At 61.1% G+C, this 13,512-nt stretch carries 11 protein-coding genes; all 11 read right to left on the reverse strand.

Annotated elements, in window-relative coordinates; genetic code table 11:
* Positions 1–2: 2 nt before the first annotated feature.
* The gene (locus FNU76_RS10130; RefSeq protein WP_144278085.1) at positions 3–2,357 is read right to left on the reverse strand and encodes an RHS repeat domain-containing protein; all 2,355 of its coding nucleotides are present in this window, start codon (positions 2,355–2,357) and stop codon (positions 3–5) included.
* A gap of 161 nt (positions 2,358–2,518) precedes the next feature.
* Entirely contained in the window at positions 2,519–3,460 is a 942-nt protein-coding gene (locus tag FNU76_RS10135) for a hypothetical protein (protein WP_144278086.1), read from the reverse strand.
* An 81-nt stretch (positions 3,461–3,541) separates the two neighbouring features.
* Positions 3,542–4,147, reverse strand: coding sequence for a hypothetical protein (locus FNU76_RS10140; protein WP_144278087.1), 606 nt, complete (start codon positions 4,145–4,147; stop codon positions 3,542–3,544).
* Between the two features lie 178 nt (positions 4,148–4,325).
* The gene (locus tag FNU76_RS10145; RefSeq protein WP_144278088.1) at positions 4,326–4,829 is read right to left on the reverse strand and encodes a hypothetical protein; all 504 of its coding nucleotides are present in this window, start codon (positions 4,827–4,829) and stop codon (positions 4,326–4,328) included.
* Positions 4,822–5,334 (reverse strand): lysozyme, encoded by a 513-nt coding sequence (locus FNU76_RS10150; RefSeq protein WP_144278089.1) that lies wholly within the window; start codon positions 5,332–5,334, stop codon positions 4,822–4,824. Before FNU76_RS10150 ends, FNU76_RS10145 begins: the two co-directional genes overlap by 8 nt.
* Positions 5,324–5,518: a phage holin family protein gene (locus FNU76_RS10155; RefSeq protein WP_144278090.1), complete on the reverse strand. Its 195-nt coding sequence runs from the start codon at positions 5,516–5,518 to the stop codon at positions 5,324–5,326. The genes FNU76_RS10150 and FNU76_RS10155 overlap by 11 nt, the downstream gene beginning before the upstream one ends.
* Entirely contained in the window at positions 5,515–5,865 is a 351-nt protein-coding gene (locus FNU76_RS10160; RefSeq protein ID WP_144278091.1) for a hypothetical protein, read from the reverse strand. The genes FNU76_RS10155 and FNU76_RS10160 overlap by 4 nt, the downstream gene beginning before the upstream one ends.
* Positions 5,866–5,883: 18 nt before the next feature.
* Positions 5,884–7,104 (reverse strand): hypothetical protein, encoded by a 1,221-nt coding sequence (locus tag FNU76_RS10165; RefSeq protein WP_144278092.1) that lies wholly within the window; start codon positions 7,102–7,104, stop codon positions 5,884–5,886.
* Entirely contained in the window at positions 7,104–7,955 is an 852-nt protein-coding gene (locus tag FNU76_RS10170; RefSeq protein ID WP_144278093.1) for a hypothetical protein, read from the reverse strand. Before FNU76_RS10170 ends, FNU76_RS10165 begins: the two co-directional genes overlap by 1 nt.
* A 3-nt stretch (positions 7,956–7,958) precedes the next feature.
* On the reverse strand, positions 7,959–9,488 hold the full coding sequence (locus FNU76_RS10175) for a hypothetical protein (protein ID WP_144278094.1): 1,530 nt from the start codon (positions 9,486–9,488) through the stop codon (positions 7,959–7,961).
* Between the two features lie 2 nt (positions 9,489–9,490).
* Entirely contained in the window at positions 9,491–13,507 is a 4,017-nt protein-coding gene (locus FNU76_RS10180) for a phage tail tape measure protein (RefSeq protein ID WP_144278095.1), read from the reverse strand.
* Positions 13,508–13,512 lie beyond the last annotated feature (5 nt).

Here is a 13,512-nt window from a genome sequence, read left to right on the forward strand (position 1 = left end):
TTTCATAATCCTAAGTCTTTACCACCAGGACGCGAAGAAGATTCAATAATCTGCTCCCAACTCTTGCCACGAGCTTGCAGCCAATCTACGGTTGGTCCAAGCTTATCTCCATATCGCTCAAGATTTCTTGCGTAAATCTCTTGAAGTTTATCAGCGGGTGTTAGATTTTTGTATTGCTCTCCCAAATCTCGGCGCATTTGCTGAACCATACGAGCGGTAGCTTCTGGTGTGGTGCCGGCCGCTCTTGCGTTCAAGGCAACGTCTTCAAGTGCACGAACCTCGTTAATGTAGGCCTGCCTCAGTGCGGGTAATTCCTTTGCTGTAACCGAACCTACCACACAAGCCGTAGCCTGACGGTAAGCACTGTATCCACCAGAGGTCAGCACAGTAGCAAGTGCTTCACCCATCATTACACTGGAATGAGCGACGGCGGCACCTCGGTTACCGTTTTCCCATGCTGTGACAGCATTGTCCCACGCCACTTGCCCAGGGATAACTGCTCGCATCCAGTCGGGGCTTCTTAGCAATCCGAGCGGATCGCTATAGCTCATCGGGTTGCCGCCGACGTAGCCGTACGTATTCAAGCCACCAGCCAACCCGATGGGATCGGATTGCAGATAACGGCCTTGTCCTGGATCGAAGTCCCGGAAGTAGTTGTAGTGCAGGCCGCTTTCCTTGTCGTAATACTGGCCTTTGAAACGGGGATTGTAGGCAAAGGCTGCCCCAGTCCCTTCCGGGTCTTCATTCGGCGCGGTATTGCCAAACGGCTCGCCCTGCCACGCCCAGATCGGCCGTTTGGTGGAGTCGGTGATTAGACGTGCCGCGCCCAGGTGGTCGGTATGGATATAGCGGACGGCACCGAAGTCGATCACTGCGATCGGGGTGTCGTGCAGATAGACATACTCGCGCTTGGCATTGCCCAACTGGTCGCTCTCGGCGATCAGATGGCCTTGCATATCGTAGTGATAGACCGTGGTCTGGCCTTGGTATGTCTTGACGATGCGCTGACCGAGGGCGTTCACCACGTATTGCGCCCCAGCAGCGGCGATGAGCCGGCCACGGGCGTTGTAGATGTAGCTTTGCATGCTGTCGCTGATGCGGCTGCCGTTATTGTCGTATCGATAGACGGCCACGCGCGGGCCATCACTGGCGATCAGGCGATTACTGGCCGGGTCGATACGCTGGGCATAGCTTTGGCCGTTGACGGTCAGCTCGATGCGGTTCCCATTGCCGTCGTATCGATAGCGGTGGCTGGTCGTGCCGTCCTGCCAACTGATCAGGCGGTCATGTGCGTCGTAGTCATACAAGCTTTGCTGCCCGGCGGGCAGGCCGAGCTTTTGCAGCAGTCGCTCCCACCAGCCGCCGCTGATTTTCTGGGTTCTGACTCGGCCGCCGGTGTCGTAGCCGAGCGTAACGGTGCTGTCGCCTAAGCTGAGCTGGGTTGTTCGGCCGTCGAGGTCGTAGCGGCTGGTATGCACCTCGCCATTACCGTAGGTCCAGTTCTGAACAGGACCGAATGGGCGGTAGCTGATGTCCTTGGCGACGACAGCGGTCGGGGCCGTGGCATTGGCTTGGGTCAGGATCTGATTGATCTGGCCGGCGGCGTTGAAGTTGTAAGTGACGCTGCGGCCGCTGGGGTAGACGCGCTGTTTCAATCGGCCGGAGCTGTCGTAGTTCTCTCGCGTGATGTATTGCTTGCCAGCGATGGTGCGCCACTCGCCCATGGGACGGCCGAGGTCGTCGTAGGGAATGCTGATCTGATCGCCTTGCGAGTCGCTGATCAGCTGCAACTTGCCGGCTCGTGTGCCGGTGGTGCCGTATCCGAAGGTGGTATAGCTCTGGTCGGCGTAGGTTAGTTTGTCCAGGCGGCCGGCGAGATCGTAATGGTACTTGGTGATCTGCGACTTGGCGTCGGTGACCGTATCAGTACCGCCCTTGCCATTGGGCACGGTGGTGGTGACACCACTGTCGGGACTGGTCTGTTTGATGACCTCGTCGAAGCCGTTGTACTGATAGGTCGTCACCAGGCCGCGCGGGTCGGTGTACTTGGTCAGTCGGTGGCGGCCATCGTAGTCGAAGCGCTGGATATAGGTGGCGCCGTCGAGTTGATCAGTGCGGGTAATCAGGCGCTTATGCGGGTCGTATTCGAAGCTGCTCAGCCGGCCACGGTCGTCGCTGCGCGTTTTGATCATCCCGCCAGGGTAATAGGTGTACTGCGTCCAGCCGCCATCGTTACGGATTTGCTTGGCGAGATTGCCATACGAATCGAATTCGTTCTGGATCGTTTGGACGGTGGCGGCGGATAGCGGCAGGCTGACGGACAGCGCCACTGCCAGAAGCAGGATAAGGGATTTCATCAGAATTCAGTGACTTGGGGCGGCAATCGACGGGCGTTGCCCCCAGATTTTTGGACCCGCATGATATCCGAAACGAGGCCCGCGATAGCGCTACCTGTACATTTTCACACGGGCATTCGGCAGAAAATCCTTAGCACCGACGGCAGTGGCAGCGAAAGTCGTCAGAGGCCCGGTGCAAAGGCACTAGCATCACCGGCTTTAATCGCGGCGACGATTTTATCGCGCAAAGAAAATACGGCATCGACATGTTGCGGCAATTCCTTCGACCATCCAATGCGAACCGACTCAGCCAAGCTATTCGCACACCAACCCTTGTCAGAGCACTGCGCAAGCGTTCTTAAGCTATCTGGGCCACAGTTCATGCCAAACTCACATTGAGCGAGAATCAGGGCTTCAGTATAAGCAGATTCATTACCTCCTCTGTACCATTTGCCATCGAAATATGCTTCGTAGTCGCTTTGCCCTCCTGCTAACTTGTACTCGCGAGAATACTTGAGCTTGTCGAAAAGTATTGGAGAGCCCGCGCTAATTACTTCCTTGGCCAATGCAAGGTGGGCTTCGCTCGTTTTCGCATAGTCACTCTTTCGACCAATTTGGCTTAGTGGGTCTACTGAAGCATATTTTCTTGAGGCGGACTTTAAAGTTGCTAAGTCGGAGTCAGTAATATCGCATTTCGACTTGATAGCAGCTTCGGCTTGACTCTCTCGACTTCCCGGTACGACCTTGAATAACCCTCTCATTAAACCCGTGCTGCCGGCGGCATTAATGCAATCTGCCCAAGCTCGGTTGGCATAACGAATACCACCGCTTTCTGGATGCCGAATGGCTTCATGTATAAACGAGCGGGCGCTTTGGAGTTTATTGAACGCTTGTAACATACCTGCTGTTGCAGAAGTGCTACTGGCGGCCGAAGGAGTTTGAGAAGTTGGCAGTGTGGTAGATGAGTCGCCGAAAAAGCCGTTAGAAGCCACTGGCGTAGTAGATTGGGATGCGGCGGGGTCCGTTGCCTTGGCAGCAACTTTGCTCGCACCGAAAAAATACCAAGCTGTACAACAAGCTAGGCCCGTGGAAAGAAAAATGAAAGCTAAACGTTTGGTATGCATAGGTGTGCTGAATTGTTGCTTCAATCATCGTAGAATGCCGCCTATCCTAGCACCTGCGCGTAGGTTGGCGGCAAGTTTCATTTAACCAGGGCAGGCAACTTTCTGACCTGCGCCCATTGTCATCTTCCCCGTTGGCTGGAATTTCACAGAAGAAAAGGGATTGAAACTATATTCACCTGTGCCGGCATCCGCAAAAATATACGTTACCTTTTGTTTGTCTCCGAAGGTTCTTAGTAAACTCCACCAACTTTCTAAAGTTTGCATGGTGGTATAGTGAGCTTGAATATTTGCTAGGCCGCTGGATAGAGCCGCATTCACTTCGGCATCGCGTTGGGAATTTTCGTCCGTTGAAAGTATGTCGTCGGCAGTGCAACGACCATCAAGGCTTTTTTCCAACAGATCTTTAGGGGCGAATTCCCCGGTTTCACGCCCGCCGCCGCCTCCGCCAGGTGTGCGAGGTCCTGTGCCACCCCCGGGGCTGGGCCCACATTGGCCTGACTCACAGGGCATGGGCTTGTTTGGTGTTGGCTGCCTTCTGCCGCCAATATAAATTACTTCGTCCTCACCGTCCAAATTGCTCGATATTGGCATGTCCGCTGCATTTATACACAGTGGCGTCATAATCAAGCTGATTTCTGCAAGTGCGATTGCTGACAGCCTAAATAAGGCGAGTTTTTTTCTTTTCATGTAATTTGCTTTTCTCTGATTTTAATTTTCTTGCCTAGTATTTGAATCGACTGGGCAAGGGGCTTCCTCCCGAAGGGGAGTGCACCTTATTACTCAGAGAAATAATGCGAAACTACTAGATATGATAGTAGTCAGTAAGTCGCATTTGTGTATTTCAATGCAGCCCAAGTTCATGCCGCTAAGTTGCTTCCAGCGCACCTTGCGCACGTATCCAGGCCTGCAGGTCGATCAATTGTCGTTCGTTTTCTTTGGCTGCTTCGTAGTTGCGGACGAGGACGCGAAGGGCATCATCGCTTGTAAAGTCGCTGGCGCTCGCATCAAGGATGCAGGCGGTATCGGGAAGGCCGGACAGCGCGCCGGCGTCGTGCTGGCACACCCAGCTACGATCCAGGCGAGCAACAAGCCGAGCAGGGTTCGCGACATAGCGGATGATTTCCTTTTCAATGGTTCGGTAGACGAGTCGGTCACGGGTGCGGCCGGTTTCATGAGCGACGGCGATCGCGTTCGATACGGCGGCCTGCCGGCGCTCGATCTTGACGACCCGCAGCATGCTGTCGCGGTCGGCTGCCACGGCGGCGAGTTGCTCCGCCCTGGCACCCTTCACATACCCAGCAGCGAATAGCGCGACGCAGAGCAAGCCCATGGCCAGGATGCGATAGGGCCAAGGGATCAGGCTAAACATGGCTCTTGCCCTCGCATAAGGCGCGTTCCCGTGCCCGTCGATTGGCCAGGCCCTTTGAGTAGGTCTTGCCGCCGGTCTTCGGGTCGGTGATATACGACCAGGCCGGTTGCCCGGCATCGTTGGTCTGGATGGCGCGGCATGCCCTTGGCCAGTCCCCTTGTCGGGCGTAGCGTGCGGCGGCCGAACCACAGGCGCCAGCCGTGCCGACGTTGTAGGCAAACACGGTCAGCGCGGCGGCCTGGTGCGGTGCCATTGGCACGTCTATGCATTGGGCGACGGCGCTGTAGTAGTCGGTCAGCTCTTCACGTAACCAGGTGTTGCAGGTCTCATCGCTGTAGGTCGCCCCCAGTTTGACCTTGGGGCCGGTCTGGCCCATGCAAGCGGTGGGTATGCGGGCAATGTCGAGATAGGTCTTGTTGCGCTTGCCTTCGAGCTGGGCGGTCAGCGGGAAGGCAATGGCCAGGACGGCAACCACGGCGCCCGTTATGGCGCGTTTATTTTCCATCGTTCTTTTCCTTCCCGCGCCACCAGCGCAAGTATCTCGGGACAAGCAGGACGATTTGCAGGGCCAGGTAGAGCAGCGTTGCCACGGCTACCCAATCGTTGAGCGTTAGGCCGCTCAGCACCCAGCCGCCGACGGCGGGGGTTGCCTTGACGACTGCCGGTCCGAAGTCTTCGTTTGGCGTCATGCGCTTCCCTCTACGGTTGCTGGCGAGACTTCCGCCGGCGTGGTGGACTGGGCTTGCTCCAGTTGGGCAATACGTTGCAGGGCGCCTTCCAGCTGGACGTGTGCCGTGGCGAGCGCAGTGCGCAAGGCCTCGTTGTCCAGCAGGGCATGCGCCGTCACTTCGCCGACCACGCTTGCCAGTGAAGCGCTGCCGGTACCTTCCAATGCCAATGCTTCCGCCGGTCCCTCCAGCTCACTGGTCGCGCCAGTAAAGGCATCCAATTGGCTGGCCCCGCGTTTCCGATGTGCGCCCCGAATGCTGCCGTCCGGGTTGCAGACGATCATGACTTCCCGCAAATACGTTTCCATTCGATTCTCCATAGGGGATTAAGCAACCACGGTGCGATCGGCGACGCGGCGCCAGGCGGTCCCATCCGAAAACGCCGGCGTCGAGCCATTGCTATCGTCGGTGACATAAATCTGTGCGCCGGTGTAGCTACCGGCCGCCGGCAAGGTGGCTTTGGTGTAACTACCGGGCCGAATGGGCGAGGTGACGTAGAGGGCGCCGGAAACGACCATCTTGTAGCCGGCTTGCGCGGTCGCCGTGTTCAACAGGAACTCGCCATTTGGCGTGATGCGCGCGGCCTCGGCCGACTTGGTGAAGAACTGCATGGTGCCGGCGTTGATATTGGCGGTACCGCCATTCATGACCACGCCGGTTACCTGGCCGCTGCTACTGGCCGAGGCGATTTCTAACTTGCCGTCATCCACGTAGCTGTTGATGGCATAGACGTTGGTGGTGCAGAGGCGGCCACTGACCACATTGCCGACCAGCGAGATACCGGCACCCGTCGGCATGGCGCCGCCCTGGACCCGAAATCCGCCGGCCGATAACAACCTGGCTTGCCCGCTCGCCGCTGGGGTGTCGGTACCCACTAGGACATCCCCGCCCACCGGGCAGAGGACATAGTTATAAAAGCTGGCGGCATTGCTGGTCCGGGGCTGCACCCAGCCATAAGGCGCGCCGCCGCCCGAAAAGAAACCATGCGTCACCAGCATGGTGGTGACCGCGCTATTGGCCAGCATGAGCATGCCGTTCGGGACGGCCGTATTGGACGCGGCGCCATTGGTGGGGGCATCGATCGTGAGGGCGGCCGCCGTGGCCGCCGAGCTGTCCCATGATCCGCCCGGCATGATGATCCAGGCACTGGCGGAGCCGCTGCCGACGGATCGACTGACCGACACCGTCAGGCTGGTACCGGCATAGGCGGTCACCTGGCCTTGCATATAGTTGCCGATGCCGGATACGAGCTGGAGGAATTGGCCGACAAACCAGCTTTTGCCGGCCTGGGTGGTCAATGTCTTGTTGCCGACGCCAAGCGCGACGGCACTGGCGCTGGTGCCCGAGTAGGCGGACGCGGTCAGTCCGGCGGCTGCCGCGCTGGCCGCAGCGACGGCGGTCGCCGCCATCGACACCGTGTCGTCCAGGGCCAGCGGAAAACGTACTTCGTGGCCGCCATTGCCGAAGCCGGTCAGCGGGTTGTCGTCCGAGGTATACGTCAGCCCGCTGCCACCGAGGGCGACGGGCACTGTGACGGTAGTCACCATTAAATGATCTCCTTGATTTCGATACCGGTGCGATGGGTGTTGAAGAACGGCCACTCGATGGCCGACAGCTTGCGCAGGCGGCCGGGGAAGGCGCGTTGCAGCAGCGATGCCGGGTCGGCGGCGTCCTCGACGTAAAACACCTCGCCAATCACATCGGCTTCGCGCTGGATCTGCAGCACGCGGTCGTAAGCCTCGGTCTTGCTCAGCCACGCCAGCTCGCCCTGGACCACCCGGCAAGGCTTACGGCGCCGGCCGAACTCGGTACCGTCATCGGCTTCAATGATCTGGCTGCGGCTTTCGTAGCCCAGCGCGCGGCCGTAGCTCAAATTCGCTTCAGGCTGCCAGCCGTCGCTGACGTAGACGCGACCGAGCTGGACATAGCCGGCTGGGTTGGCCGTGTCGTCGATCTCGATCCGCCAGTAGCGGGCGCGGCTGCGGTCCGGCGTGGCAATCGACAGCGCCCGATACTGGTCCAGCCGTTCGGCTGGGATCAGGCCGGACCAATAGCCGGGGTCTTCCCAGTCCATGGCGCCCAGTCCGAGCCTTGGCCAAACCCGTTGCCAGTCCTGCTGCCAAACGACGTGGGTGTAGCCAGCATTGCTGTAGGCGGTGACGCGCCATTGCGCCATCTCGCTTAGGTTGTGATCGACCAGGGACACCAGGGCGATAGGTCGGACCTGGCCCAGGTCGATATCCAGCAGCGTGTTCGACGCCAAGGCATTGGTCGATCTAGCCACCTCGCTAAAAATCCGGGTCTTGAGGTTGGCCAAGGGCGCGCCTGCCTGCCAACTGCCGCCGGTCACCGTGGCGGTGTCGAAGTAGTGGCGATAAGCCAACAGAATGTTTTGCATGCCTCAGCCCCACAGCCGCAGGCGCAGCGCCCGGGTTTCCAGATCCATATCGATGCCGATCACGATTAACGGTTTGCCGTTGGCCAGGTCGTAGCGTGGCCAGGTCAGGTTGACGCATTGGCCGATTTCAATCGCCAGCGCCAAGCTACGGGTCATCACCAGATCGACCGAGTAAATGCGGGTCAGGGTGTCGTACTTGGCGAAGATGGCCGCCAATACGCTGGGGATGCCGGCATCGTCCTGGTCCAGCGCGGTAGAAATGATGCGGTCGAATTGGTACAGCTCGGGCGTGGTCGCCGCCGCGCTTTTGCGCTCGATCCATTCGCGCCGCAGCAATGCCGCAAAGGTCGGAATGACCGTGGGTGCGACCTGCTGCAAGACGGTGTAGGCGCGGCCGACCTTGGCCGTGACCTGGCGTGCCGTGTAACCGCCGCCCTGCCAGGTGATCGATACTTCGCGGATCTTCGCGGCGGGCAGGCTATAGCTGGGTGCGGACGGCTCCTTGATGACGCCGCACTGAAAGCCGCCGTGCCGGTTGTAGCCGAACCAGCCATCGATCGAACTGAGCAAAAAGCGTATGCCATCCATCGGCGTATCCAGCTCGCGTGCCAGCCAGCCGGTACCGATGCTGGTCAGGAAGGCATGCAGATCCGAGCCGACACCCTGGCCAGGCAGGACCGCTTGCACCAGATCGACGACGGCCTGGTATACAAACTTGTCCGGATTCGGGCTGTAGCTTGGCGTGGAGGCGGACGTGACATGCGCGGTCAGTAGCTCGGGCGTGCTGCCCAGGCAGGCATAGACGCGCGGCGTGAGGGCGTCGCCGGGGAAATACTTGGCCGTGCCGGGACTGGGCGGGGGCGAGTAGATCAGGGGGAGCGAGCCTTGCCGGAAGCCGGTAATCATCACGCCCTTGTCAAACAGCACGACCGTGGCCGGGTGGTCGGATATCAGATAGATATTGCGGGTGGCATCGACCAGGATGGGTTCGACGCCACGCACCTTGCCGAATACGCGTGGGGCGTTGCGGTTGCCATTGACCGCCAGGCTAGCCGGATCGAACAGCGTGGCGGATTCCGGGTAGCTGCTGATGGGCTTGAGGAAGGGGCGTTCCAGTACGCTTTCCACTTCGTGCAGCGGGATGCGGATCAGGTCGCTATCGAAGGTCGGCGCGCCGCAGCGGGCGACGAACAACTGGTGCTCGGACAACACCAGCGGCGAGGGCACCGGATCGGGCACCCAATACACTTGGACGGGCTGATCGACCAGGCCATTGAGACCAAGCAGGAAGTCGAGCGCGCCGTCGTTGTTGATCAGGCTGACCTCGCCGAACGAGCGGGTGAGCTGGCCACCCACCATCGAGCGCTCGCCGTCGGCACTGATCGAGCGGGAATAGCGCGGCAGCGCCTGCAAGCGCGGCGAGAGCATGGTGTTGGCCGGGGTGTCGGCGGGACCGGTCAAGTAGCCGATATCGCTAATTCGGTACGGCGTGGTGACGCCGCCCTGCACGTGGTTGAACTGAACGACAACCATGCTTAGCTCCCCACCGTCAGCGTGCTGCCACGGGTGCTGCCGCCGCGCTGGCGGGCTTCGCGGTTGCCATCGGCAATGGTTGCTTTCAGCTCATCCAGCGCGCGCTTGTTTTCAATGGCGACGGCGGATGCCTGGCGGACTTGCGCTTCCAGTAGCTTATTGCTGGCTTCGGCGGCGGCCACTTGGCGGGCCAGTAGTTCGTTGCTGCGCTTTAATTCGTTGACCGTATCGACGCCGGCGCTGGCATAGCCGCCGGCGCTGGCGGTGGTGGCCACCCCGCGCAGATCGCCGCTTACCCCTTCATACAGCTGGGCGTAGTTGCCGCTGGAGCGCGCGAACATCTCGCGGCCCAGGCTCAACAGCTGCTCGCCGGCACCCTGGAGGTCGCCGACGGCCCCGACATCGCCGCCCTTTACTCGCGCCTTGAGGGCGTCGTAGTCGTTGCGTGCGCTTGCATAGCGCTGTTCGGTCGAAAGCGGGCTGTTGTCGGTGTAGTTGAGCTTGCGTAGGTAGTCGTCCAGGCCCCGGCCGGCGGCGGCCCATTCGTTGGCCCGTGACTGGGCGGCCGCCAGCGCGGTATCGGCTTGCTGGCGGGCTGCTTCGTCGGCTGACTTGGCCGCGCCCTGCACCAGGTCGAAGGCATCGGTCAACCCTGAAATCACCGCCAGCAGGCGTTGCCCGGCTGTCGTCATCGGGTCGGCGGCCGACGCCATATCGAGCAGCTCTGCCGCCGACTTGGGCACGGCCTTGCCCAGGCCGCCGAAGCCGGCGATCAGATCGACCTGTGCCTTGGCGAGCTTGGCCGAGTCGGATGCATACTTGTCGAATAGGCTGGACTGCTGACCGCGCGCGGCCGCCAGGCGATTTTCGGCGCTGGTCGCGGCCTCGGTGGCGTTCGCCGCGGCTTCGCTGACGCCCACCACATTGGCAAAGGCCGTATTCAGGCCAATCAGTGCGGCATAGGTGCCTGCATTGGCGTCGGTGATGGTGCCCAGGCCGTCGACCAGTTGGCGGAAGCCTTCGCGTGTCGTCGGCATGACCAAGCCCAGCGCCTCGAATTGCTTGGCCAGTTGCCCAGTCGCCATGGCGCGGCGCTCGGACTCGCTGTAGAAGTTCTGGTAATAGCTTTCGACGCCGGCGCTGAGGTTTTGCAGGCCGCCGGCCAGGGCCACCAGCTTTTGCTGGGTGGCATAGCTGAGGCCCGACAACTGCGGCAGCACCTTGCCGAAGCCCTCAAAGGCCGCCTTGACCTGGCCTATGGCAGTCAGCTGCTCGGTCATGGCCTTGACCTGCTCGGCCGTGGCCGACTTGATATCGACGCTGCCCAGTACCTTGGCGTATTCCTCGGCCGGGTTGGAGGCCTTCACGGCAGCCAGCAGCAGGCGGCCGACCTCGACGCCCATTTCGGCTTTCAGCTTTTCATCGTCGCGGCCGACCTCGTGGTTGATGCTTTCATAGGCAACCTTGCCCGAGGCATCGTAGACGCGGCTGCTGATGCGGTTTTGTGCGGAGCCGGCCGGGTCGCTGTCGAAGCCCAGGCCGAAGTTCATCGTTTGCGCGGTACCGCCGATGGATTTCATCAGCGCGGCATACTGTAGCGAGAGGCCGGCGACGGTCGCCTGCAAGCCCTGGTCGGCCTGGTTCGGCGTGAACAGCTGGCGCCGCGTACCGGCCTGGCTGAAGGCTTCGCCGCCGCTCTTCGGGCCGCCGCCACCCCCGAAGGCCTTGTCGATGGCGCCGCCCAGGAAGCTACCAATCAGGGTGCCGATGCCGGGCAATATCATGGTACCGATGGCGGAGCCGGCTGCTTTGCCGATGCCTTCGCCGGTGCCGAGGGCATGCAGCACATCGACGGCGGTGGAGGCCCACGACACAAAGCTGGTGGCCGAGTCGGCAAAGCTGCTGGCGTTGACCACCAGGTCGCCACCGGCCTGGGTCAACTGACCGGCGGTATTGGCCAGCCCCATACCTTGGCCAAAGCTGCTGGAAGCGAAGTCCTGCACCAGCCCACCGACCAGGTTGCCGCCCGATAGCGACTGAAAGCCAGTGGCGAAACCCTGGTAGATGCCTTTGCCGATCGACAGCAGATCCATACCGCCACCGCCGGCCTGGCCCGCCACCTGCGCGAAGCCGCCAACCCCGCCCGCCGCCGGGGTGACCACTGCTTGCACGCTGGGGCGCAGAATCATCGTTTTAAATGCATTGATGGCAGTGGTTTTGAAGTTCTCCAGAAACCCCTTGCCGCCTTCAAAGCCACGCCACAGCGCATCGGTCAGGTTGTCGGCGAGGCTGTCGGTGGTCTTCTTCCAGGCATCACGGGCGGCTTCGGCGGCATCGTCGGCGGCTTTGCGGGCGGCGGTACCGGTGGAGATTTCCAGCGCTTCGCGGCGCATGGCGATCTCGTCACTGAGCAGCCGAATCCGGTCGTTCAGGTCGGGATTGTCCTCGCCCCGCCGTTCGCTCACCAACTGCTGGCGCTGAAGATCCACCAACAGGGCTTCCCGCTTGGATAGGGTCAGCGCATCGATGGCGGTTTTACTGAGCCCGTATTGCGCGGCTTCGTCGCGGGCGGCGTCCAGGATGGCGCGGTTCTTTTCCAGGCCGCTGGCGTAGGCGGTGGCCAAGGACTGTTGCGACTTCTCAAAAGCCTTGAGGGCATCGACGCCGCGTTCCTGCTCGGCGATGAGCTGCACCTGGCGGCGGATGGCTGCCTGTTCCTTGGGCTGGAGGGTGTCCCAGCCCTTGCTTTTGTCGTGGACCAGGGCGACCAGGTCTTGTTCGGACTTGGTCAGCTTGGCGTATTCGGGCGAGAGGGCGCGCAGGGAGGCGAGGTAGTTGGCCTGTAGCTGGGCGCTCAGCTTGTCGAAGGTGGATTCGACTTTCTTGGCCGAGGCGGTCAGCGGCGCGGTCAGGTTCTTGGCCGTCTCCTCGGCGGCGGTACCGGCGGCCTTGGGCATATCAGCCCAGATCTGCCGCACCTTGCTGTCGTACTCATCGTTTTTGCGGGCGGCATCCTCTTGGGCGGCGTCGCGGATATGGCCGATTTGGGCATAGTTATCCTGCGCCCCGGCGAGTTCCTGCTTGGCACCGGAGAAGTCGAACAACGATGCCTTACTGGCGGCCTTGCTGGCCTGCCAGAGGGTATCGACGCCGGCCATGGCGGTCGCGGCGGCTGCACTGATGGCGCTGCCGATCTGGTCGAACACCGCAATCACACCGTAGGCAATCGACACCAGGCCTTTGACACCGAAGGCCAGCGCATCGATGGCGATGCGCAAGCCACCCGACTGCGAGGCGGTACCCATCAGCGAATCAGAAACGGAATTGAGGGTGGGCAACAGCTCGGCGGTGAGCCGGCCGGCGTAGCCACTGGAAACGGCCTTGAGCCGGTCCACCTGGTCGTTGAAGGCAGCGGCGCCGGCGACGGCATCGGCCGACATCACCAGGCCCAAGCGTTCGGCTTCGGCGCGCAGCTCGGCCAGACCGGCCTTGCCGTTATTCAGGAAGGGGATCAATTCCATGCCGCTTTTGCCGAACAGCTGCATGGCCAGGGCCGACTTGCTGGCGCCGTCCTGGTAGCCGGCAAAGCGGTCGGCGACTTCTTCGAGCAAGACCTCGGTGGATTTCAGCTGCCCGCTATTGTCCTTCAGCGAAACACCCATGGCCTTGAAGGCGGGATCGCTGGCGACAATGCTCTTGGAGAAATCCTTGATGCCGGTGGCCAAGCTGTCCATATTGGTGCCGGACAGCTGCGCGGCATAGCCATAGGCCGACAACCTGTCGGCGGCGATGCCGGTGCGCTCGGATAGATCGTTGAGCGCGTCCATGGCATCGATCGAACCCTTGACCCAGCCGGCGAACAGATTGACGCCGACGGCGGTGGCCACGCCCAGGGCCGCCGATTTGATCTGATCGACCCGGTCGCGCACATCGAGCGCCTGCGCCTTGACGCGCTCGAAGGCCGCTTGGGTGCGGTCTTCGGCGCTCAGCACGATATTGATGTTGGAACCGGTGGCCATGGGTC

The organism is Chitinimonas arctica, assembly GCF_007431345.1.
GTDB lineage: Bacteria > Pseudomonadota > Gammaproteobacteria > Burkholderiales > Chitinimonadaceae > Chitinimonas > Chitinimonas arctica.